The 23,486-nt window shown below is 63.2% G+C and carries 17 protein-coding genes; 3 read left to right on the forward strand and 14 right to left on the reverse strand.

Annotated elements, in window-relative coordinates; genetic code table 11:
- Nucleotides 1-113: 113 nt before the first annotated feature.
- The 8 genes from PVZ80_RS30810 to betI form a co-directional block, all read right to left on the reverse strand.
- Entirely contained in the window at nucleotides 114-1,292 is a 1,179-nt protein-coding gene (locus tag PVZ80_RS30810) for an NAD(P)/FAD-dependent oxidoreductase (protein WP_009051261.1), read from the reverse strand.
- A 158-nt stretch (nucleotides 1,293-1,450) separates the two neighbouring features.
- The gene (gene dbpA / locus PVZ80_RS30815; protein ID WP_231999354.1) at nucleotides 1,451-2,788 is read right to left on the reverse strand and encodes an ATP-dependent RNA helicase DbpA; all 1,338 of its coding nucleotides are present in this window, start codon (nucleotides 2,786-2,788) and stop codon (nucleotides 1,451-1,453) included.
- A 258-nt stretch (nucleotides 2,789-3,046) separates the two neighbouring features.
- Entirely contained in the window at nucleotides 3,047-4,474 is a 1,428-nt protein-coding gene (mdtD, locus tag PVZ80_RS30820; protein WP_041984886.1) for a multidrug transporter subunit MdtD, read from the reverse strand.
- Nucleotides 4,475-4,683: 209 nt separating this feature from the next.
- The gene (locus PVZ80_RS30825; protein ID WP_028684183.1) at nucleotides 4,684-6,021 is read right to left on the reverse strand and encodes a TldD/PmbA family protein; all 1,338 of its coding nucleotides are present in this window, start codon (nucleotides 6,019-6,021) and stop codon (nucleotides 4,684-4,686) included.
- Nucleotides 6,021-7,463 carry a TldD/PmbA family protein gene (locus PVZ80_RS30830; protein WP_273864967.1) on the reverse strand — a complete coding sequence of 481 codons (1,443 nt, stop codon included), beginning with the start codon at nucleotides 7,461-7,463 and terminating at the stop codon, nucleotides 6,021-6,023. Before PVZ80_RS30830 ends, PVZ80_RS30825 begins: the two co-directional genes overlap by 1 nt.
- A 396-nt stretch (nucleotides 7,464-7,859) precedes the next feature.
- Nucleotides 7,860-9,563 carry a choline dehydrogenase gene (gene betA, locus PVZ80_RS30835; RefSeq protein WP_273864968.1) on the reverse strand — a complete coding sequence of 568 codons (1,704 nt, stop codon included), beginning with the start codon at nucleotides 9,561-9,563 and terminating at the stop codon, nucleotides 7,860-7,862.
- 138 nt (nucleotides 9,564-9,701) lie between these two features.
- On the reverse strand, nucleotides 9,702-11,174 hold the full coding sequence (betB, locus tag PVZ80_RS30840; RefSeq protein WP_028684184.1) for a betaine-aldehyde dehydrogenase: 1,473 nt from the start codon (nucleotides 11,172-11,174) through the stop codon (nucleotides 9,702-9,704).
- A gap of 113 nt (nucleotides 11,175-11,287) precedes the next feature.
- Nucleotides 11,288-11,881, reverse strand: coding sequence for a transcriptional regulator BetI (gene betI, locus PVZ80_RS30845; RefSeq protein WP_009051253.1), 594 nt, complete (start codon nucleotides 11,879-11,881; stop codon nucleotides 11,288-11,290).
- A gap of 424 nt (nucleotides 11,882-12,305) precedes the next feature.
- Here betI and betT point away from each other — a divergent pair, with 424 nt between their 5' ends.
- Nucleotides 12,306-14,303: a choline BCCT transporter BetT gene (gene betT / locus PVZ80_RS30850; protein ID WP_103331616.1), complete on the forward strand. Its 1,998-nt coding sequence runs from the start codon at nucleotides 12,306-12,308 to the stop codon at nucleotides 14,301-14,303.
- Nucleotides 14,304-14,569: 266 nt separating this feature from the next.
- Here the strand turns inward: betT and choV are convergent, their stop codons facing one another.
- The 3 genes from choV to PVZ80_RS30865 all read right to left on the reverse strand — a co-directional run bounded on the left by choV (nucleotide 14,570) and on the right by PVZ80_RS30865 (nucleotide 17,617).
- Nucleotides 14,570-15,748 carry a choline ABC transporter ATP-binding protein gene (choV, locus tag PVZ80_RS30855; protein WP_016704219.1) on the reverse strand — a complete coding sequence of 393 codons (1,179 nt, stop codon included), beginning with the start codon at nucleotides 15,746-15,748 and terminating at the stop codon, nucleotides 14,570-14,572.
- Nucleotides 15,745-16,590 carry a choline ABC transporter permease subunit gene (gene choW / locus PVZ80_RS30860; RefSeq protein ID WP_007925985.1) on the reverse strand — a complete coding sequence of 282 codons (846 nt, stop codon included), beginning with the start codon at nucleotides 16,588-16,590 and terminating at the stop codon, nucleotides 15,745-15,747. The genes choV and choW overlap by 4 nt, the downstream gene beginning before the upstream one ends.
- Nucleotides 16,591-16,660: 70 nt before the next feature.
- Nucleotides 16,661-17,617, reverse strand: coding sequence for a choline ABC transporter substrate-binding protein (locus tag PVZ80_RS30865; RefSeq protein WP_273864969.1), 957 nt, complete (start codon nucleotides 17,615-17,617; stop codon nucleotides 16,661-16,663).
- 426 nt (nucleotides 17,618-18,043) lie between these two features.
- Here PVZ80_RS30865 and PVZ80_RS30870 point away from each other — a divergent pair, with 426 nt between their 5' ends.
- Both PVZ80_RS30870 and PVZ80_RS30875 read left to right on the forward strand, forming a co-directional pair.
- On the forward strand, nucleotides 18,044-19,420 hold the full coding sequence (locus PVZ80_RS30870; protein WP_009051249.1) for an L-serine ammonia-lyase: 1,377 nt from the start codon (nucleotides 18,044-18,046) through the stop codon (nucleotides 19,418-19,420).
- Between the two features lie 571 nt (nucleotides 19,421-19,991).
- Nucleotides 19,992-21,086, forward strand: coding sequence for a GlxA family transcriptional regulator (locus PVZ80_RS30875; RefSeq protein WP_009045963.1), 1,095 nt, complete (start codon nucleotides 19,992-19,994; stop codon nucleotides 21,084-21,086).
- On the opposite strand, the gene aac(6') is transcribed toward PVZ80_RS30875, so the two are convergent.
- The 3 genes from aac(6') to PVZ80_RS30890 form a co-directional block, all read right to left on the reverse strand.
- Nucleotides 21,087-21,533, reverse strand: coding sequence for an aminoglycoside 6'-N-acetyltransferase (gene aac(6') / locus PVZ80_RS30880; RefSeq protein ID WP_273864970.1), 447 nt, complete (start codon nucleotides 21,531-21,533; stop codon nucleotides 21,087-21,089). It abuts the gene before it with no gap.
- A 62-nt stretch (nucleotides 21,534-21,595) separates the two neighbouring features.
- The gene (locus PVZ80_RS30885) at nucleotides 21,596-21,856 is read right to left on the reverse strand and encodes a hypothetical protein (RefSeq protein ID WP_007925996.1); all 261 of its coding nucleotides are present in this window, start codon (nucleotides 21,854-21,856) and stop codon (nucleotides 21,596-21,598) included.
- A gap of 359 nt (nucleotides 21,857-22,215) precedes the next feature.
- On the reverse strand, nucleotides 22,216-23,379 hold the full coding sequence (locus PVZ80_RS30890; RefSeq protein ID WP_273864971.1) for a gamma-butyrobetaine dioxygenase: 1,164 nt from the start codon (nucleotides 23,377-23,379) through the stop codon (nucleotides 22,216-22,218).
- Nucleotides 23,380-23,486 lie beyond the last annotated feature (107 nt).

A 23,486-nucleotide genomic window follows, 5' to 3' on the forward strand; every position in this document is an offset into this window, starting at 1 on the left:
AAGGCTGCGATCGACCCGAAGGGGCGCAGCGATCTGGCGTCCTCCGAGGTCCTGCGGACCTATCGCAGCCTGCGGCAGCGGCTACAGGGATCGGGTGAGCGCCAGGAAGCGGATCAGACGTACTGCGCGGCCGCGTAACCCGAGGCCCAGGCCCACTGGAAGTTGAAGCCGCCCAGGTGGCCGGTGACATCCAATACCTCGCCGATGAAATACAGCCCCGGGCTCTTCAGCGATTCCATGGTCTTGGACGACACCTCGCGGGTGTCGACGCCGCCCAGGGTCACCTCGGCGGTGCGATAACCCTCGGTGCCGGCGGGCACCAGTTGCCAACTTGCCAGCTTGCTGGCGATGTCCGCCAGCTCGGCGTGGGTGTACTGCTTCATCGGCTTGGAGACGAACCAGCTGTCGGCTAGCAGGCCGGCCATCTTCTTGGTGAAGATCTCGCCGAGCAGGGTCTTGAGCTCGCTGTTGGGACGCTCGGCCTGCTGCTGTTGCAGCCAGCCCGGCACGTCGTGGTCCGGCAGCAGGTTGATCTCCAGCGTGTCGCCGGGTTGCCAGTACGAGGAAATCTGCAGGATCGCCGGGCCGCTCAGGCCGCGGTGGGTGAACAGGATGTTCTCGCGAAAGCTCATGTCGTTGCAGCTCACCAGGCAGTCCACCGAGGTGCCGGACAGCTCGCCGCACAGCTCCTTGAGCTGGTCGGTGATGGTGAACGGCACCAGGCCCGCGCGGGTCGGCAGCAACTCGTGGCCGAACTGCTTGGCGACCTGATAACCGAAGCCGGTAGCGCCCAGGGTCGGAATCGACAGGCCGCCGGTGGCGATCACCAGGGACTCGCACTGGAGCTGGCCGAGGGTGGTTTCCAGCAGGTAGCCGGCGTCGAGCTTCTCGATCTGCTGGATCGAGGTGTCCAGGTGCAGTTGCACGCCGACCTGGTCGCACTCGTCGAGCAGCATGCCGAGGATGTCGCTGGACTTGTTGTCGCAGAACAGCTGGCCGAGCTTTTTCTCGTGGTACGGCACGCCATGCTTGGCCACCAGGCCGATGAAGTCCCACTGGGTGTAGCGAGCCAGGGCCGACTTGCAGAAATGCGGGTTCTGCGAGAGGAAGTTGCCGGGCTCGGTGTACATGTTGGTGAAGTTGCAGCGCCCACCGCCGGACATGAGGATCTTCTTGCCGGCCTTGTTGGCATGGTCCAGCAGCATCACCTGGCGGCCACGACCGGCCGCGGTCAACGCGCACATCAACCCTGCGGCGCCAGCGCCAATGATCACGACTTCGGTAGAGCGCAAAACGGTGTCCTCACACAAGTGTCGCGGCAACCCCGTTCCCGTAGGAGCGAGGCTTGCCCGCGATGAACGATGACGCGGTTGTATCTGGTAGACCGCGGTGCCCTGATCGCGGGCAAGTCGGATCGCCGCCCGCTCGCTCCTACAAGAGCGTGGTGGTTTTACAGGATGCGCACGCGCAGCGAGCGGCCCTTGATCTTGCCGCTGTTCAGGCGTTGCAGGGCCTGCTTGGCGATGCCGCGGTCCACGGCGACATAGGCCTGGAAGTCGAAAATCGCGATCTTGCCGACCTGGGTGCCGGGGATGCCGGCTTCACCGGTCAGGGCGCCGAGGATATCGCCCGGGCGCACTTTGTCCTTGCGCCCGGCGCCGATGCACAGGGTGCTCATGGCCGGCAGCAGCGGGCCGCCGCCCTGGGATTTCAGGCTGTCGATCTGTTCCCAGTTCAAGGGTGACTTCTGCAACTGCTCGATGGCCTGGGCGCGGTGCGCTTCGGACGGCGCCACCAGGCTGACCGCCAGGCCCTTCTCACCGGCGCGGCCGGTGCGGCCGACGCGGTGGATGTGAATCTCCGAATCCCGCGCCAGCTCGACGTTGATCACCATGTCCAGGGCATCGATGTCCAGGCCGCGGGCGGCCACATCGGTGGCCACCAGCACCGAGGTGCTGCGGTTGGCGAACATCGCCAATACCTGGTCGCGGTCGCGCTGTTCCAGGTCGCCGTGCAGGCCCACCGCGGACATGCCCTTGGCGGTCAGGTGGTCGACGGTTTCCTGGACCTGCTGCTTGGTGAAGCAGAAGGCCACGCAGGATTGCGGGCGGAAGTGGTTCAGCACCTTGACCACCGCGTCGATGCGCTCTTCCGGCGAGATCTCGTAGAAGCGCTGCTCGATCTGGCTGTCGGCGTGCAGGGCTTCGGCCTTCACCTGCTGCGGGTCGCGCATGAACTTCGAGGCCAGCTGCTTGATGCCCACCGGGTAAGTGGCGGAGAACAGCAGGGTCTGCCGGCGCTCGGGGGTGTAGGCGATGATTTCTTCGATCGGGTCGTAGAAGCCCATGTCCAGCATGCGGTCGGCTTCGTCGAGGACCAGGGTGTTGAGACCGTCGAGTTTCAGCGAACCCTTGCGCAGGTGCTGGGACAGGCGGCCCGGGGTGCCGACGATGATGTGCGCGCCGTGCTCCAGCGAGGCGATCTGCGGGCCGAAGGACACGCCGCCGCAAAGGGTCAGGACCTTGATGTTGTCTTCGGCGCGGGCCAGGCGACGGATTTCCTTGGCCACCTGGTCGGCCAGCTCGCGGGTCGGGCAGATCACTAGGGCCTGGCAACCGAAGTAGCGCGGATTGATCGGGTTCAGCAGGCCGATGCCGAACGCGGCGGTCTTGCCGCTGCCGGTCTTGGCCTGGGCGATCAGGTCCATCCCCTTGAGGATCACCGGCAAGCTTTGCGCCTGGACCGGCGTCATCTGGGCATAACCGAGTGAGTCGAGGTTAGCCAGCATGGCGGCGGACAGCGGCAAAGTATTAAAAGCGGTGGCAATGGTGGTCACGGGACGGGCCTGCAAAACAAAATGTCGCGCAGTGTATCAGTCCCGCTCCCTTTACCTGCAATTTCTGGACGAAAAGTAGCCAGAACTCCCACGTTTCCTGTAGGAGCGAGCTTGCTCGCGAAAAAACCTTCAAGGCAACGCAAGACTCCTGACATACCGTGTTGCCCTGACGTTCATCGCGAGCAAGCTCGCTCCTACAGGAAATGGAGATCAGTGCTCGATATGCTCCTGGACCTTCTTCGCCCGCCGGCCGTCCTTGGGCGACAGCTGCAGGAAGATCGCCGCCGCCAGCATCGCCATGATCCCCACCGTGAGGAAGGTCAGCTGGAAGGCGCCGAGCACGGTGTTCACGCCATCGTTGCCGACTTCGGCGGTGAAGCCGCCGAGCAGCGCGCCGGCGCAGGCCACCCCCAGGCTCAGGGACAGTTGCGCCACCACCGACAGCAGGCTGTTGCCGCTGCTGGCGGAGGCGTCGTCGAGGTCGATCAGGGTCACGGTGTTCATCGCCGTGAACTGCAGCGAGTTGATCGCCCCCAGCACCGCCAGCATGCCCAGCAGCAGCGGGTAGGGCGTCTGTTCCGTGACCAGGCCCATGCTGGCGAGCATGATCCCCAGCGCCAGGGTGTTGCCGGTGAGGACGATGCGGTAGCCCAGGTGTTCGATCAGCGGACGGGCGATGGACTTGGCCAGCATCGCCGCGGCGGCCAGCGGCAGCATGCTCATCCCGGCCTGGGACGGTGAATAACCGAGGGCCACTTGCAGCAGCAGCGGCACCAGGAACGGCAGGGCACCGCTGCCGAGGCGGGCGAACAGGTTGCCGAGGATGCCCACGGCGAAGGTCCGCACCTTGAACAGCGAAGGCGCGAACAGCGGGTTGTCGATGTGCCCGGCCCGCAGCCAGTAGGCGGCGAGGCAGGCCAGGCCGCCGAACAGCAACAACATCACCCGCAGGTGCGGCAGGTGCAGTTCGCCCAGGCCTTCCATGGCGATGGTGATCAGCACCATCGCCGCGCCGAACAGCAAAAAGCCCAGGCCGTCGAAACGCGTGCGTTCGCTGCCGCGCAGGTCGGGAATGAACTTCCAGACGGCATAACAGCCGATCACGCCCACCGGCAGGTTGATCAGGAAGATCCAGTGCCAGGTCAGGTACTGCACCATCCAGCCGCCCATGGTCGGGCCGATCAGCGGGCCAAGCAGCCCGGGAATGGTGATGAAGCCCATGATCCGCACCAGTTCCGAACGCGGGTAGGCGCGCAGCACCACCAATCGGCCGACGGGCAGCATCAGGGCGCCGCCCAGGCCCTGGATTACCCGGGCGCCGACCAGCAGGCTCAGGGAGCTGGACAGGGCACAGAGCAGCGAGCCGATGCTGAACAGCAGGATGGCGCCGAAGAAAATCTTGCGGGTGCCGAAGCGGTCGGCGATCCAGCCGGAGGCCGGGATCAGCAGCGCCACGGTGAGCATGTAGGCGATGACTACGCCCTGCATGCGCAATGGGTCTTCCGCCAGGTCGCGGGCCATGGCCGGCAGGGCGGTGTTGAGGATGGTCCCGTCGAGGGATTGCATGAAGAAGGCGATGGCCACCACCCAGGGCAGCCAGCGGGCGGTGTTGGCGTCAAGCTCGGCACGGTTGGGCATGGGACCTCTTTCTTGTTGTGAGCACGCCCCCTGTAGGAGCGAAGCTTGCTCGCGATAGCGGTGTGACATTCAACATCGATGCCGAAGACCAACCGTTATCGTGAGCAATCGAGCATCGGCCGGTTACCCCAGCGACCGCATCGCGGGCAAACCTCGCTCCTACAGAGGCATGGTTCTCCTGCTGGGGCGAAGTTTGCCCGCGACAGCGGTTACAAGGTCAGCGTCAGCCGGCTCACCAGTGCGCCCGGCAGTTGCGCCGAGGCGGTCTGGCGCTGGCTGTAGGTACTGGCCGACAGCAGCAGCTCGCGCTCCCGGGTCAGGCCTTCCAGGTGCGAACCCAGCAGGCTGTAGACGCTGTCATCGAAACGCATGGTGCTGACTGGCGCCTGGATCTCGCCGTTCTCCACCCAGAAGGTGGCGAAGCGAGTCATGCCGGTCAGGCGCGCCGCCGGCTGGTCCGAGTAGTTCAGGTACCACAGGTTGCTGATGTACAGGCCGGTGCCCAGTTGCTGGAGAATGTCCTGCTGCGACAACTGCCCGGGCGCCATGTTCAATGCGCTGGGGTATTCGCCGCTGCCGGCGCCGTTGGTGGCCAGGCTGTATTCGGCGGCGCTGCGCGAGTTGATCAACTGCCCTTGGGCGACGCCGCCGGCGATCAGCGACAGGTCGCTGCGCGGGTAGCCTTCATCGGAAAACGCCGGGCTCAACGAGCCGGTGACCTGCTCGTCCAGCGACACCAGGGGGCTCAGGCGGGCATCGCCGGCATAGAGCTTTTGCAGCGGGCTGTGCTTACTGGCGATGGATTGGGCGGAAAACCCGCCCCAGCTCAGCATGCCCATGATTTCCTCCAGGGCCGCCGGCGCCAGGTAGGCGCGATACTGCCCGGGCGCCAGGGTGCGCAGCGGTCGGCCGAGAAACGCCAGCTGTTCCCGGGCCTGCTGGAAGCGCTGGGCAAAACCCTGGCTGCTCCATTCGTGCCCGGCGTAGCTGGCTTTGACGGCCTGGCCGTTCTCGTGGAACAGGCTGAAGTCGAAGTTGAAGCTGTTGGCCTGATGCCAGCCAAAGGCTCCCGAGGAACTGGCAAAACCCCGGCTGATCGGGCCGGCCGCGTAGAACCCCACCAGGTCCAGCCCGGCGGCGGCCTGGCCGATTTCGGCCACCACCTGCTCGCTGCTGGGCAGCGGGTGCTCCTGCACATTGTGGGTGTTCCAGGCGTCGTGGTTGAGCAGCAGGTACGGGTCCTGGGGCAGCAGCGGCAGGGTCTCGCGCAACTGTTGCAGGCCTTCGGCTAGGCGCTGGATGTCGACCTGCGGGTCGCCGGCGAGGGTGATGCTGAGGTCGGCATGGCGCCCGTCGTCGATCAGCTTGAAGCCGAGGCTGGCCTGCTGCACTTGCCCGGCCTGGCGCACCTTGGCGTGGTTGAAGCGGATGAACTGCGAAGACTCGGCGGCGTAGCTCAGGGTGAACTGCTCAGGCTCGCGCACGGCGTCGCGCAGCCAGTCCACCAGGGTCTTGAACTGCTCGGCCTGATTCAGGGACGTACTCATCAGGCGTCTCCTCCAAATACATCGACATTGCTGAAAACACAGGCCGGCGAGGCATGGCCGACGCGGATCACCTGGTTCGGTTCGCCCTTGCCGCAGTTCGGCGTGCCCAGGACCTTGAAGGTGCTGGCGTCGCCGACGGCGCTGAGGCTCTTCCAGAACTGCGCGGAAATCGCCCGGTAGTTGGGGTTTTTCACCACGCCCTTGAGTTCGCCGTTCTCGATCAACTGGCCCCATTCACAGCCGAACTGGAACTTGTTGCGCGCATCGTCGATGGACCAGGAACGGTTGGTGGACATCAGGATGCCGTTCTCGATGCCGCCGATCAGCTGCGCCAGCGGCTGGTCGCCGGGCTCGATATTGAGGTTGGCCATGCGGTCGATGGGCGGGCGGTTCCAACTGCAGGCACGGCTGTTGGCGACACCGTCGAGGCCGGCGCGAAATTGCGAGAGCGCGCCGCCCAGTGGGCGCAACAGCAGGCCCTGCTTGATCAGGAACTGCTTGCTGGCGGCCGTGCCGTCGTCGTCATGGCCGTAGCTGGCCAACTGCTCGGGAATGTCCGGGTCGAAGGTCACGTTGAGCAGGCTGGAGCCATATTGCAGGCTGCCGAAATCGCTGCTTTTCACGAAGCTGGTGCCGGCGTAATTGCGCTCGTCGCCGAGGATGCGGTCCAGCTCCAGCGGGTGGCCGATGGACTCGTGGATCTGCAGCATCATCTGGTCCGGCATCAGCAACAGGTCGCGTGGGCCTTGCGGCGTATTGGGCGCCAGCAGCAGTTGCAGCGCCTGGTCGGCGACCTGGGCGCCGGCACCGATCAGGCCGCAGCGGCTGATCACGTCGGCGCCGCCCTGCTGGCCGAAGTTCTCGCGGCCCAGGCTGCGGGTCTGGCTGTCATTGCCGTCGTAGGCGGTGACGTCCATGCCCGGGTAGACGAAACGCTGGGCCTGACGCAGTTCGGCGCCGGCGCTGTTGAGGTAGATCTGCTCGACGTGGGTGAGGCCGAGGCTGACCTGCCAGTTCACCAGGCGCTCGTCCTTGGGCACGGCCGCGGACTCGTCGCCGAGCAGCTGGTAGCAGTCGCTCAGGGACGGGAAGGGCTGCTCGAGGTTAGGCGAGAAGTAATCGGCGCGGTCGCTGGACACCGCCTGTTCGCGCAGGTCGAGCAGGGCGTGGGCGACGATCAGCCGGGCCTGTTGCTCGGCCCGTTGCAGGGCGGCCTGCAGGCCGTTTTGCGACAGGTCGTTGGTGGCGGCGTAGGCCTCGACGCCATTGACCCGCACGGTGAGCATCGCACCTTCGTCGCGGCTCAGGCTCGGCGGCTCCGCGACGTTCTTGCGCACCGACAGGTACTGGCCGGATTCGCGCACGTAACGCAGGGAAAAGAATTCGGCGCCCGTGCGCAAGGCAGCGAAGCGCTGCTTGAGCTGGGGGTGGAAATCGAACATGTGAGGAACCTCCATGTGAACAGTCCGGCTGTTGCAGGCCTTATCGAGAGCAAGCGAGCGTTGGGCCAGGGTTTTTCTGTAGGAGCAGCCGGTCGACGCTCGATTGCTCGCGATAAAGCCCGAAGGGCTTTGACGTCAGGTCGGAAAAGGTGCTGGGGAATGCTGCGAGCGCCTAGATTAGGCCGGTGCGGTGGGCGGTATCAAGCGGGGAGGCGCAGGGAAATGTTGGAGAACTGTAGTCGTTGCTAAGGTCTGTGATTCGGCAATCGGGTTCTTGCCTGGTGAATCGGGGTGGCTGGTTTACGTCGGCTGCGCCGCCGATCGCAGCCTGCGGCAGCGGCTACAGGCCGGATACAGCAAAACGGCGCCGATCGTTGCGATCGGCGCCGTTCGACGTTACTGCGCGGTAGCGCTCACTTCACGTACCGGCTTGCTACGTACCGGGGCATCGCCCGCCACGTAGTAGGCCGCCTTGCTGCGTGGCAGAGGCTGACGGCCACGGATCTTGTCGGCGATTTTCTCGGCCATCATGATCGTCGGCGCGTTCAGGTTGCCGGTGGTGATGATCGGCATGATCGAGGCATCGACCACTCGCAGACCCTGCATGCCATGCACGCGACCCTGGCCATCGACCACGGCCATTTCGTCGGTGCCCATCTTGCACGAGCAGGAAGGGTGGAACGCGGTTTCGGCGTGCTCGCGGATGAATTTATCCAGTTGCTCGTCGGTCTGCACTTCGATGCCCGGGCTGATTTCGCGGCCGCGGAAGGCGTCCAGTGCCGGCTGTTGCATGATTTCCCGGGTCAGGCGGATGCCGTCGCGGAATTCCTGCCAGTCCTGCTCGGTGGCCATGTAGTTGAACAGGATGCTCGGGTAGTCGCGTGGGTTCTTCGACTTGAGCTGGATCCGGCCGCGGCTTGGCGAACGCATGGAGCCCATGTGTGCCTGGAAGCCGTGTTCCTGTACGCCGTTGCTGCCGTTGTAGTTAATCGCCACCGGCAGGAAGTGGTACTGGATGTTCGGCCATTCGAACTCTTCGCGAGTGCGGATGAAACCGCCCGCTTCGAACTGGTTGCTGGCGCCGATGCCGGTGCCATTGAACAGCCATTCGGCACCGATGGCCGGCTGGTTGTACCAGAGCAGCGACGGGTACAGCGAGATCGGCTGGGTGCAGGCGTACTGCAGGTACAGCTCCAGGTGGTCTTGCAGGTTTTCGCCGACGCCCGGCAGGTCGTGGACCACCGGGATGTCCAGGCTTTCCAGCAGCTTGGCCGGGCCGACGCCGGAACGTTGCAGGATCTGTGGCGAGGCGATGGCGCCGGAGCACAGCAGCACTTCCTTGCGGGCGCGGGCTTCGACGCGCTCTTCGGCGGAGCCGACCAGGTAACGCACGCCAACGGCACGCTTGCCTTCGAACAGGATCTTGTCGGTCAGGGCGTGGGTGACGATGCTCAGGGTCGAACGCTTTTTCGCCACGTCGAGGTAGCCGCGGGCGGTGCTGGCGCGACGGCCTTTAGGCGTCACGGTGCGGTCCATCGGACCGAAACCTTCCTGCTGGTAGCCGTTGAGGTCTTCGGTACGCGGGTAACCGGCTTGCACGCCGGCTTCGACCATGGCGTGGAACAGCGGGTTGTTGCCGGCTTTCGGCGTGGTCACGCTGACCGGGCCGTCGCCACCGTGGTAGTCGTTCGGGCCGATGTCGCGGGTTTCCGCCTTGCGGAAATACGGCAGGCAGTCCAGGTAGGTCCAGTCTTCCAGGCCTGGCAGTTTTGCCCAGCCGTCGTAGTCCATGGCGTTGCCGCGGATGTAGCACATGCCGTTGATCAACGAGGAACCGCCCAGGCCCTTGCCGCGGCCGCATTCCATCCGGCGACCGTTCATGTGTGGCTCTGGATCGGTCTCGTAGGCCCAGTTGTAGCGACGGCCTTGCAGCGGGAATGCCAACGCCGCAGGCATCTGCGTGCGGAAGTCGAAGCGGTAGTCCGGGCCGCCGGCTTCGAGCAGCAGCACGGTGACGCCTTCGTCTTCAGTCAGACGGGTCGCTAAGGTGTTGCCCGCCGATCCTGCGCCAACAATGATGTAGTCGTATTCTTGAGTCATGGGTACTCCAGGGGAGCTGCAAGCTCCAAGCTTCAAGCTGCAAGAAAAAGCAGCGAGCGGTGTGCACAAGAGGGGCGGCAAACACAAACTGCTTTTACTTGCAGCTTGAAACTTGCCGCTTGTAGCTGGATCAGCTAATCAAAATACCGATGCGTACTCACCGAGTTCGACTTGCACAGACTTGATGCGTGTGAAGTTATTGAGCGAGCTGATCCCGTTCTCACGGCCAACACCCGACTGCTTGTAGCCACCGACCGGCATCTTGGCATCGGATTCGCCCCAGGCGTTGATCCAGCAGATACCGGCTTCGAGCTGATGAATCACGCGGTGCGCGCGGTTCAGGTCGCGGGTTACCACACCGGCGGCCAGGCCGAAGTCGGTGTCGTTGGCGCGACGGATCACTTCTTCTTCGGTTTCGTAGGTCAGGATGCTCATCACCGGGCCGAAGATTTCTTCGCGAACGATGGTCATCTCGTCGGTGCAGTCGGTGAACACGGTCGGTGCCACGAATGCGCCTTTGGCGAATGCGCCGTCGGTCAGGCGTTCGCCGCCGCACAGCAGGCGGGCGCCTTCTTCCTTACCTTTGGCGATATAGCCCAGCACGCTTTCCATGTGGGCGAAGCTGACCAGCGGGCCGAAGTTGGTGTTTTCGTCTTCCGGGCTGCCAACGCGAATGCGCGCGACGCGCTCGACGATCTTGGCTTCGAAAGCGGCTTTCAGGTGGCTCGGTACGAAGACACGGGTACCGTTGGTGCAGACCTGGCCGGAGCTGTAGAAGTTGGCCATCATCGCGGTGTCGGCGGCGCGATCCAGATCGGCGTCGTCGAAGATGATCAGCGGCGACTTGCCGCCCAGTTCCATGGTCACGTCTTTCAGCGAGGAGCTGGAAGCGCTGGCCATGACCTTCTTGCCGGTGTCGGTGCCGCCGGTGAAGGAGACTTTCTCGATGCGCGGGTGTTCGGTCAGCCAGGTGCCGACTTCGCGACCGCTACCGGTCAGGACGTTGAACACGCCAGCCGGAACGCCGGCTTCGGTGTAGATCTCGGCCAGTTTCAGGGTGGTCAGCGAGGTGACTTCGCTTGGCTTGAAGATCATCGCGTTACCGGCCGCCAGGGCTGGCGCGGATTTCCACAGGGCGATCTGGATCGGGTAGTTCCACGCGCCGATACCGGCCACGACGCCCAGCGGCTCGCGACGGGTGTAGACGAACGAAGTGGTGCGCAGCGGGATCTGCTCGCCTTCGATGGCCGGTACCAGGCCCGCGTAGTATTCCAGCACGTCGGCGCCGGTGACGATGTCGACATACTTGGTTTCGGAGTAGGCCTTGCCGGTGTCCAGGGTTTCCAGGGCAGCCAGTTCATCGTTGCGCTCGCGCAGGATATCCACGGCGCGACGCAGGATGCGCGAACGCTCCATGGCGGTCATCGCGGCCCAGATCTTCTGGCCTTTCTCGGCGCTGACGACAGCGCGCTCGACGTCTTCCTTGGTCGCACGTTGCACTTGAGCGAGGACTTCACCGTTGGCCGGGTTGATGGCGTCGAAGGTGGCGTCGCTGCCGGCGTCGGTGTAGCCGCCGTCAATGTAGAGTTTTTGCAGTTCGAAACGGGCCATGTTGATAGTCCTCGCAAGTGCATAAGTGGTTGGCGTTCACCACTGGGCGCGCCGTGTAGCCTGGGCGCGCTGGTCAGTGGCAGTTCAGGGGGCCGAGCGTCTTGTAATGTGCTCTAGCGCTCCTGCTTAGCCAGTTGGAAATCCATGTATTCGTAAGCGATCCGGTGCGCCTGCTCGGTGTCGAAAGAGTCTCCCGACAGCGCGCCGCGCAACCACAAACCGTCGATCAGGGCTGCCAGGCCTCGCGCTGCGCTGCGTGCATCATCCAGCGGCAGGACGCGGCGGAACTGGCAGCACAGGTTGGAATACAGGCGGTGATCGTTGATCCGCTGCAACCTGTGCAAAGACGGGTGGTGCATGCTGGTGGCCCAGAAGGCCAGCCAGGTTTTCATTGCCGGGCCATTGACCTGGCTGGCGTCGAAGTTGCCTTCGATGATCACCTGGAGGTGCGCCCGCGGGCTCTTGTCCTCCAGCGCCTGACGGCGCGCGGTGACGTTCTCGCTGAGGACACTCATCAGATACTGCGCCGTGGCGGCGATCAGGCCGTTCTTGTCCTGAAAGTAGTGACTGATGATGCCGTTCGAGACACCGGCCAAACGGGCGATCAGCGCAATGCTGGCGTCCCCCATCCCGACCTGATCGACCGCCAGCAACGTGGCTTCGATCAACTGCTGGCGGCGGATGGGTTGCATACCGACCTTGGGCATCTTGCACATCTCCTTAGGCCTGCTGGCAGTCGTAAAACGGCTACCGGCGTGAGGGCCAGTCTATTTTGTTTTGATTGAACGTTCAATCAACAAAGAATAAGATCTGCGACAAATCGTCGCTGCCTCCAGGTCCTTCCTGCGTGTAGATGGCGGAAAAGCGACCTCCGAAAAAGCCTGAAACCCAAGCAGGGCATAGCGTGAGCCAGCGAGGACGGATGTGTTGAATGGGCAAGACGCTTAAGGCCAGGTGACGAACTGCACGTTTGCACTCGGCCTTCGACGCTGGTTCTCAACGCAACTCCTGCAGGTTCGGGCTTTTTCGGGGTGTCTTTATATCACCCGTCGGTCGGCTGCCAACTAACCGATTGGTCGGGTGCCGTGTTGCCTTGTGTTCTTCTCTCGCACTGCCTGGAGCATCTGTGCCATGAGTTCTGCCTCTCTTATAAAGACCCCACCGGAAAAGGTGCGGGTCAACGGTTGGGTGTTCTACACCTCTACCGCGCTGATCCTGTTGCTGACCGCCATTCTGATCATCGCCCCGCAAGAGGCCGGCAGACTGCTTGGCATTGCCCAGGCCTGGTTGTCCCGCAGCTTCGGCTGGTACTACATGGTGGTGATCGCCGCCTACCTGGTATTCGTCGTCGGCCTGGCGTTTTCCTCCTACGGCAAGCTCAAGCTGGGGACCAAGCAAGACACCCCGGATTTCAGCTATGGCGCCTGGGCCGGCATGCTGTTCTCGTCCGGTATCGGTATCTCGCTGCTGTACTTCGGCGCTTCCGAACCGCTGGACCACTATTTCAACCCGCCTGAAGGCGTAGCGGGCAGCAACCAGGCCGCGCGCCAGGCGCTGCAGCTGACTTTCCTGCACTGGGGCCTGCACGGCTGGGCGATCTACGCCCTGGTCGGCCTGGCCGTGGCCTACTTTGCCTACCGCCACAACCAGCCGCTGGCGCTGCGTTCGGCGTTGTACCCACTGGTGGGCGAGCGCTGGGTCAAGGGCGCGGCCGGTCATGCGGTGGATGGTTTCGGCATGTTCGTGACCCTGCTGGGCCTGGTGACCAACCTGGGCATCGGTTCGATGCAGGTGTCTTCCGGCCTGGAAAACCTGTTCGGCATGGAACACAGCAACACCAACCTGCTGATCGTGATCATCGTCATGAGCACCGTGGCCACCATCGCCGCGGTATCCGGTGTGGAAAACGGCATCCGCCGCTTGTCCAACCTGAACATCGTGCTGTTCAGCGGCCTGCTGATCTTCGTGCTGCTGTTTGGTCCGACCCTGCACCTGCTCAACGGTTTCGTGCAAAACGTCGGCGACTACCTCAACGGTGTGGTGCTCAAGACCTTCGACCTCTATGTGTATGAAGGCGACAACGCCAAGTCCGACCGCTGGCTGGGCCTGTGGACCCTGTTCTACTGGGCCTGGTGGATTTCCTGGGCGCCATTCGTCGGCATGTTCATCGCGCGTATTTCCCGTGGTCGTACCGTGCGCGAGCTGGTGGCGGGCGTGCTGCTGATTCCGCTGGGCTTCACCCTGGCCTGGCTGTCGGTGTTCGGTAACTCGGCCCTGGACCTGGTGATGAACCACGGTGCGGTGGAACTTGGCAAGACGGCGCTGGAACAGCCGTCCATGGCGATCTACCAACTGCTGGATCATTACCCGGCGTCGAAGATTGTCATCGGCGTGTCGATTTTCGTCGGCTTCGTGCTGTTCCTGACCCCGGCCGACTCCGGCGCGGTGATGATGGCCAACCTGTCCTGCAAGGGCGGCAACGTCGACGAAGACGCCCCGCACTGGCTGCGGATCTTCTGGTCGGTGGTGATCACCCTGGTGACTATCGGCCTGCTGTTCGCCGGTAACTTCGAAGCCATGCAGACCATGGTGGTGCTGGCCGGCCTGCCGTTCTCGGTGGTGCTGGTGTGCTTCATGTTCGGCCTGCACAAGGCCATGCGCCAGGACACGCAGATCGAACAGGAGCAGGCGGAACTGGCGGCCCGTGGTCGTCGTGGTTTCAGCGAGCGCCTGACCCAGCTGGACCTGCAGCCGACCCAGGCGGTGGTCCAGCGTTTCATGGACAAGCACGTGACGCCGGCACTGGAAGAAGCCGCTACCCAGCTGCGCAACCAGGGCCTGGATGTGCAAACCCTGCTGGGCAAGTCCAAGCGCTGCATGGGCGTGCGGATCGAGATGGAAGAGGGCAACCCTTTCGTTTATGAAGTGAGCCTGGACGGCTATCTGGCGGCGCCGAGCGAATCGGCCGATGCGCCGGAAGAGCGTGCGCGTTACTACCGCGCCGAGGTCTACCTGCACAACGGCAGCCAGGAATACGACCTGATGGGCTTCACTCAGGAGCAGATCACCCGTGACGTGCTCGATCAGTTCGAAAGCCATCGACAGCTCCTTGGCCGGGTCTACAGCTAAGAGGTGAAGGGCGCGGTGTAGCCCTGTTACACCGCGTCGCCTTCATCGCGGGCAGTCGAGCGTCGACCGGCCGCTCCTGCAGAAGAAACATGCCTCTGTAGGAGCGAGCGGGCGGCGATCCGACTTGCCCGCGAAGCGATCTATCTGGCTTGCCGCAATATCAGCAACACCCGCTCCCGCAACAGGGAGCAATCCGCAACATCTAATCCCGATAAAAACAAAAACGCCGCGATCAATGTCGCGGCGTTTTTGTTTACGTGTCGCTGTTACCCCAGGTTCTTGCCGAGCAGCGCGTGGTAGAGCTCGCTGTCGCCAAGGATCCCCACCACCTTGTTGTTGTCGTGCAGCACCAGCTTGTTGCCGGTCTGGTAGCGGATCTGCAGCGCATCGCGCATGCCGATGCTGGAGTCGACCAGGGTCGGCTTGCGGCCCAGGCCTTCCACCGCCTGGCCCGGGATCCAGTTCTGCAGGTCGAGGCTGGCGCCGTTCTGGCGTGCGCCCTTGATGGTGTTGCCCTCGGCCAGGTCGAGCCAGGAGTCGCCACCCGGATCCAGGCACACGGAGCCGTTGATGCGCTTGCAGTTGTCCAGGGTGCGCATCAGGCTGCGACCGCAGAGCACGTTGAGCGGGTTGGTATGGGCGACGAAGGTGCGCACATAGTCGTCCGCCGGGTTCAGCACGATCTCTTCCGGTTTGCTGTACTGGATGATCCGGCCGTCTTTCATGATGGCGATGCGGCTGCCCAGTTTCAGGGCTTCGTCGAGGTCATGGCTGACGAACACGATGGTCTTGCTCAGCTTGCGTTGCAGTTCCAGCAGTTCGTCCTGCAGGCCCTGGCGGATCAGCGGATCGAGGGCGGAGAAAGGTTCATCCATCAGCAGGATGTCGGCGTCCATCGCCAGGGCGCGGGCCAGGCCGACACGCTGCTGCATACCGCCGGACAATTCGTCGGGCTTCTTGTTGCGCCACTGGGTCAGGCCCACCAGCTCGAGTTTCTCGTCCACCAGCTTGCGCCGTTCCTTTTCCGGCCGGCCCTGCATTTCCAGGCCGAAGCTGATGTTCTCGCGAACGGTCAGCCAGGGCATCAGGGCGAACTTCTGGAACACCATGGCGATGCGCTTGGTGCGCATCATCTTCAGTTCCGCCGGGGTGCAGGAAGCGATGTCGATCTGCCGGCCTTCATGCTCGACGAACAGCTTGCCGCGGCTCACGGTGTTGAGGCCGTTGATGCAGCGCAGCAGGCTCGACTTGCCGGAGCCGGAGAGGCCCATCAGCACGCAGATTTCGCCTTTCTCGATGTCCAGGCTGGCCTTTTCCACACCGACGATCTGGCCGGTCTTTTTCAGGATCTCGTTGCGGCTCATGCCCTGATCCAGCAGCTTGAGCGCCTCGCGTGGATCCTTGGAGAAGATAACGTCGACGTTATCGAAGCGGATTATGCTCATGCGTCACCCCCTACTTTGGCTTCGGGTTGTTTGCAGATACGGTCGAGCATGATCGCCAGCAGTACGATTGCCAGGCCTGCTTCGAAGCCCAGGGCGATATCGGCGGTGTTCAGTGCGTTGACCACGGGTTTGCCCAGGCCGTCGGCGCCCACCAGGGCTGCGATCACCACCATCGACAACGACAGCATGATGCACTGGGTGATGCCGGCAGCGATGCTCGGCATGGCGTGGGGCAGCTCGATACGCGACAACAGTTGACGGCGCGAGCAGCCAAAGGCCTTGCCGGCGTCCATCAACTCTTGTGGTACATCGCGGATGCCCAGGTAGGTCAGGCGGATCGGCGCGGCAATGGCGAACACCACCGTGGAGATCAGGCCCGGCACAACGCCCAGACCGAACAGGGTCAGGGTAGGAATGAGGTAAACGAAGGTCGGTACGGTCTGCATCAGATCGAGCACCGGACGCATCATGGTGTAGAACATCGGCTTGTGCGCGGCGACGATGCCCAACGGCACGCCAATGAGCACGCAGACCAGGGTGGCGAACAGCACCTGGGCCAGGGTTTCCATGGTTTCCTGCCAGTAACCCAGATTGAGAATCAGCAGGAAGGACAGCACGACAAAGGCCGTCAGGCCCCATTTGCGTTGAATGATGTGCGCCAGCAAGGCAATCAGGCCGATCAAGGCCAGCGGGTTGAACCAGGTCAGCGCAAACGTCACGCCGTGGATCATCGTTTCCAGGGTCGATGCGATCGCATCGAATGTGTTGGCGCCGTGTTGCGTCAACCATTCAACGAAGGCAGCGATGTACTGGCCTAAAGGGATTTTCTGATCAATGAGCATGGTATTGAACGTCCGCATGCAAGGAATAAACAGCCCGGGCGGGCGAACCCACCCGGCGTAAGCGACCTACTTAATTAGCAGCTTGCGCAAGCTTGGCTTTCACGGCCTCCAGGCCTGGTTTTCCGTCAATGGTGGTCACGCCAGCGAGCCAGGTATCGAGTACCTCGGGGTTTTTCTTCAGCCAGGCCTTGGCGGCCGCCTCGGGCTTCATCTTGTCGTCCAGGACGTTACCCATCAGGGTGCTTTCCATATTCAGGGTGAACGACAGATTCTTCAGCAACTGACCAACGTTGCTGCATTCCTCGGCGTAGCCCTTGCGGGTGTTGGTGTAGATGGTCGCCTGGCCGTAGTTGGGGCCGAAGAACTCGTCGCCGCCGGTCAGGTACTTCATCTTGAAACGGGTGTTCATCGGGTGCGGTTCCCAGCCCAGGAACGCCACCGCGGTGCTGCGCCGTTGCGCGCGCTCGACCTGGGACAGCATGCCCGCCTCGCTGGACTCGACCACCTTGAAGCCGGCGTCTTTCAGGCCGAAGGCGTTCTTGTCGATCATGCTCTGGATCATGCGGTTGCCGTCGTTACCCGGCTCGATACCGTAGATCTTGCCGTCCAGTTCTTTCTTGAACTTGGCGATGTCGGCGAAATCCTTCAGGCCCTTGTTGTACAGCTCTTCCGGGACCGCCAGGGTGTACTTGGCGTTCTCCAGGTTGGCGCGGATGGTTTCCACGGTGCCGGCATCGCGATAGGGCTTGATGTCGTTTTCCATGGTCGGCATCCAGTTGCCGAGGAACACGTCCATGTTCTTGCCGTCGGCCAGGGACTTGTAGGTCACCGGCACGGAAATCATCGTGGTCTTGGTCTTGTAGCCAAGTGCCTCGAGAACCACGCTGGTGGTCGCGGTGGTGACGGTGATGTCGGTCCAGCCGACATCGGAGAAGTTTACGGTGCTGCATTGCGCCGGTTCTGCGGCGTGCGCCAGAAGCGGCAGACTCAGCATGGCGGCCAACAACAACGACGGGGAACCTTTCATGGGATGGACTCCTGGGTGTTTTCTGGCGGTGTGTCTGACCGCACTTATAAGTGTTGCGGTTGGGGCGAGTGGGACAGCTCTACCACAGTGCCTTGCAATCGAGTCGAGACTGATCATGTACCAGTGAAAATCTGACGCCTACAGGGTGCGTCGTATCCAGTACAGGGAGGGTCGCATCCAGTGTCGGTAAGGTCGCTTACAGCTTTTTTCAGCACTTTTTGCCCATCTGAACCGCAAAAAAACGGCCAGAACCGGAGGTCGGCGGGCCACGGCGTTGGTGGGCATGAGTGAGTCGGTGTGAGACGTCGAACGACACTGCAAAAGCCTGATGATGCGCGTATCTCGGCGGATTACTGCTTGAGCGTAGCAGCTTCGCCACCGGGCGTTTGGGCGCCCGGCGTGTGCTCATCGAGGAGTTTCGCAGTAATGGCTATCAGTGTTTTCGACCTGTTCAAAATCGGCATCGGCCCCTCCAGTTCCCACACCGTCGGGCCCATGCGCGCCGCGGTGCTGTTCGTCCAGGCGCTGCGGGAAAAAGACCTGCTGGAGCAGGTGCGCCGCATCGAGGTAAGGCTCTACGGTTCGCTGTCGGCCACCGGCATCGGGCACGGCAGCGACAACGCGGTAATCATGGGGCTGATGGGCGAATGGCCGGATGCGATCGATCCGTCGCAGATCGGCGGTCGCATCGAGACCCTGCGCGAAACCAATACCCTGCTGCTCGACAACCGCCTGCCGATCCCCTTCGTCTGGGCGCGCGACATGCTGCTGCTCGACGAGAACCTGCCGTTCCACCCCAACGCCATGACCCTGGTGGCCGAAGGCGAGTCCGGGGAGCTGCACCGCGATACCTATTATTCCGTGGGCGGTGGTTTTGTCGTCGACGAGGCCCAGGCCAGCAGCGGCGTGGTGGACCTGGATCGCACTGAATTGCCTTACGACTTCTCCAGCGCCGTGGAGCTGCTGAGCCTGTGCCAGAAGCACAACCTGCGGGTGGCCGAACTGATGATGGCCAACGAGAAGGTCTGGCGTTCGGAGGAGGAGATCCGCGCGGGCCTGATGAAGCTCTGGCAGGCCATGCAGGATTGCGTCGAGCAGGGCCTCAAGCATGAAGGCATCCTGCCCGGCGGGCTCAATGTGCGACGCCGCGCGGCCAAGCTGCACCGCAGCCTGCAGGAATTGAACAAACCCAATGTGATCGGCTCGACCCTGAGCGCCATGGAGTGGGTCAACCTGTATGCCCTGGCGGTCAATGAAGAGAACGCCGCTGGCGGGCGCATGGTGACGGCGCCGACCAACGGCGCGGCGGGGATCATTCCGGCGGTGCTGCATTACTTCATGCGCTTCAGCGAGGATGTCACCGACGCCAACGTGGTGGACTTTTTCCTCGGCGCGGCGGCGGTGGGGATCCTTTGCAAGAAGAACGCCTCGATCTCCGGTGCCGAAGTCGGTTGCCAGGGCGAGGTGGGTTCTGCCTGCGCCATGGCTGCCGCCGGTCTGGCGGAGATTCTCGGGGCGTCGCCGGAGCAGCTGTGCAACGCCGCGGAAATCGGCCTGGAGCATAACCTCGGCCTGACCTGCGACCCGGTCGGCGGCCTGGTGCAGGTGCCGTGCATCGAGCGCAACGCGATTGCCGCGGTGAAGGCCATCAATGCCGCGCAAATGGCCCTGCGCGGCGACGGCCAGCACTTCATTTCCCTGGACCGGGTGATCCGCACCATGCGCGATACCGGCGCCGATATGCATGACAAATACAAGGAGACATCGCGCGGCGGGTTGGCGGTCAGCGCCGTGGAGTGTTGAGGGCTTAAACAGTGGGGCCGCTGCGCGGTCCATCGCGAGCAAGCTCGCTCCTACAAGGTGCCGCGTTCTCCTGTAGGAGCGAGCTTGCTCGCGATGACGCCCGGTATTTCACCACCATCCACAAGCAGAATTCACCCACCTCAATGGCAATGTTCTGCTCATAAATTGAACACCCCGCGACGCCCTCGCCACCTTTTGGAGCGTCGCAAACAGGTAAGTCCAAGGGCTCATCGGTCAGGTTTTTCACTCACCTCGGCTGAGCGCCCGCCTGTGCTTGCGGTGACACTCTTTTCCCGGGACGTTTCTCGCCGTTCCCACAAGTGCTACCGATTTGCTCACAGCCACCGGCCCAGGGCCCTCCACGGCCGATTCGGCACTGATAACCCGCACATTGCGCACGGCTTATATAGACGCATCGCGACGTCGTTTTCAGGAGTTATTGAATGGCCATTCAATTTTAGGCATGGCAATTGCTCTGTCATCACAAAGCCCGTCTCCCACGTGAGAATGATGGCAATAACAAGAGCCTCCGCCTGAGGCCATCACCTGCTTTGTGTGAGGAGATACCGCGATGACGACGTTCAACTCCGGGGCTCAACCCCAGAACCGTGCGCCTCAATCCATCGGCTTTTTGCTGCTGGACAATTTCACGCTGATTTCCCTGGCCTCCGCGGTCGAGCCGCTGCGCATGGCCAACCAGTTGTCCGGTCGCGAGCTGTATCGCTGGACCACCCTCAGCGTCGACGGCGGCCAGGTCTGGGCCAGTGATGGCCTGCAGATCACCCCCGACGCCTCCATGCACAAAGCCCCCGCCCTGGACACTGTGATCGTCTGCGGCGGCATCGGCATCCAGCGCACCGTGACCCGCGAGCATGTGTCCTGGCTGCAAAGCCAGGCGCGCCAGTCCCGCCGTCTCGGCGCGGTCTGCACCGGCAGTTGGGCCCTGGCCTGCGCCGGCCTGCTCGACGGTTTCGATTGCAGCGTGCACTGGGAATGCCTGGCCTCGATGCAGGAAGCTTTCCCGCGGGTGGCCATGAGCACTCGCCTGTTCACCCTCGACCGCAACCGCTTCACCAGCTCCGGCGGCACCGCGCCGCTGGACATGATGCTGCACCTGATCAGCCGCGATCACGGCCGTGAACTGTCGGCGGCGATCTCGGAAATGTTCGTCTACGAACGCATCCGCAACGAGCAGGATCACCAGCGCGTGCCGCTCAAGCACATGCTCGGCACCAACCAGCCGAAGTTGCAGGAAATCGTCGCGCTGATGGAAGCCAACCTGGAAGAGCCGATCGACCTCGACGAACTGGCGGTCTATGTCTCGGTATCGCGGCGCCAGCTGGAGCGGCTGTTCCAGAAATACCTGCACTGCTCGCCATCGCGCTACTACCTGAAGCTGCGGCTGATCCGTGCCCGCCAGTTGCTCAAGCAGACGCCGATGTCGATCATCGAAGTGGCCTCGGTCTGCGGTTTCGTCTCCACGCCGCACTTCTCCAAGTGCTACCGCGAGTACTTCGGCATTCCACCGCGTGACGAACGCGTAGGATCCAACACCGCTCAACAGGTGGCGATGATGCCGATTCCGCAGGCGCTGGTGCTGGCTGGCCCGATGTCTTCGCTGAGCCAGGCGCGCAACGAATCGACCTTCGCCAGCGTCAGGCTGTAATCACAGGCTTTTCCTGAAGTACACGACGCGCTCGGTTTCCTCGAAACCGAGCGCCTTGTGCACGGTCTGGCTCAACAGGTTTTCCAGGCCGGTATCCGAAGCCATTTCCACGCAGCCCTGGTCCCGTCCCCATTGGGCGATGGCGTCGATCAGTTGTTCGGCAATGCCCTGGCGCCGCTGTTCGGCGCTGACGTACAACCCCTCCAGAAACACCACCGGCGAATGCTCGGTGCCGTTGACGTAGTCGCGCCGCAATGAAGCTTCGGCCAATCCCACTGGCTGGCCCTCGGCGGTATAAGCGAGCAGGTTGATATAGCGCTGCGGGTCGTCCAGCAAGCTGGCGATTTCCTCCAGGTGTTCCTCGGCCGGGCAGTCGGGCCACAGCGCCTGGCGCAATGACAGCCAGCCCGATCGATGGGCTGACTGGCAGGGTTCGATTCGAATCATGGGGGCGGATCCTTGGTGTGCAAGTACCGCACTCTACGCCGCGATCCGCTCCCGGCGAAGGCTCAGGCGCGGCTGTTCTGGAACTGGGCCAGGGCCGGCAACAGCTGTTTGTCGATGGCCTGGCGCACGGCCGGCAGGATGGTCGCATTGCCGGTGAGCATCTGCTCGACCATGCCCTTGAGGGCCTTGGCCCGGGCATCGCTCAAGCCGCGCACCGCGCACTCGCAGGCCTGGTCGGCCGTGGCGCCGGCTGGCATTTCAAAACCCAGGGCCCTCAGTTGGCCGAGCAGGTCGTCCTGGTCAATCAGATCCGCGTGCATCATGACTCTTATCCTTGTTCAGGGAGCGTGGTCGTGAGCCGATTCTGGTAGCCGTCCGGACAGTCGGCAAGGGCGAATTGTCGCAATGGCCGGGATGCCTATGAACAGGTCGTTTTCGGCTAACTTGGCTTGAGGGCGACTGGGCACACTGGATTCCAGCTCGGTCATCGAAGGTTTGGTCACCCTCGTGTCGGCTCCTCAGAAAACCTCCTCTGCCCCGATCCTGTCACGGCTTGATCGGGGTCTTTTTTTGTCTGGAAAAAATGCGCCGCCTGGGAGTTTTTTTCGCGAGCAAGCTCGCTCCTACAGGAAACTGCGCGTACCTGTAGGAGCGAGCTTGCTCGCGATAGAACCGACGCGGTCTAGCGCTGCAACACCAGGATTCGCGACAGCAACTCGTCGCGATCGATGTAGCACCCCTGGAAATGCCGCGCGCCAGTGGCGGGGTCGAAGGCGTTGCGCGCGTGCAGGGTGCGGCGGTTGTCGAAGCACCACAGTTCGCCGGGGTTGAGGCGCTGGATCAGGCGAAAGCGCGGCTCGCGGGTCATGGCGATAAAACGTCGATAGGCGCGGTACAGCCGGGGCATGTCGTCCACCGAGGCTTCGAACGGCCCGCGCAGGAAGTTGGCCATGCGGATCTCCGCGACCTCGCCCACGGTATTCAGGGCGATCACTGGCGCCAGGCAGCGGTAGTCGCTATGGCGGTCCTTGTTGCGAAACTCCACGGGGATCTCGCACAGCGCGCGAAACGCCTCGGGGGCTTCGCGGCGCAAGGCGTCGGCGATGGCAAAACCGTCGACAAAAATGCTTTCGCCACCTTCGGCGTCGTTCACCAGGCAATGCAGGAACTGCAGGCCCGGTTGCAACTCGCGGGTCGGCAAGTCGGTGTGCAGCGGCAGGTTGAAGGCGGTGTAGGCGTTGCTGTCGGCGTCGGCCTTGGACTGTACGTTGAACAGCACGCCGAAATTGCTCTCGCGGATAAAGGCAATACGTTTGGCGACCTGGGCCAGCGACCCCGGTTCGGTGGGCACGCCGCGGACCTGCGTCAGGCCGATATCGCGCACCGCCAGCAGCCATTGCAACAGCGCCTGCGGGTCCTCCATCAGCGCCTGGTATTCGAATACCGGCAGTTGCAGCCGGCTGTCCCACAGCTGGCTTTGCGGCCGGCGCGCACGGCGCTCGGCGCGGCTTTCATCGTCGTAGGCGTGGGCCCGGAGCCAGCCCGGGTCGAAGCGGCTGAGGTGGCCGTCCTGCCAGGCGATGCTCAGGCAGCCCTGGGCGTCGATCCGGCTGGACGCCGGGGCCAGGTCTTCGGCGACGTCGACTATCTCCAGCACCTGCTCGCGGGTGACGCTGTAGACGCAGTGCGGGCAGGGGCAGTTGTCGCGCAGCCACTGATGATGAAAGGGGCTCGAGCGACCGTCGGCCCACTGCACCTGAACACGGTCCGCCAGGGCTTGTACGGCGGTCAACGCGCTGATCAACGGGTAACTGCGGAAGTCGGCAAAAGCGGTGGAGGTATTCACGGTGCAGTCCTTTTTTAGGCTCTGTACGAAAAGTGGCTGCGCTCGGTCATGCTGCGTTAAAAACAGGCTCGGAATGCTCATGTAGGCCCCTACACTCCGCTTCCTCG

The organism is Pseudomonas sp. B3G-3, from assembly GCF_028640915.1.
Classification (GTDB): Bacteria; Pseudomonadota; Gammaproteobacteria; order Pseudomonadales; family Pseudomonadaceae; genus Aquipseudomonas; species Aquipseudomonas chlororaphis_I.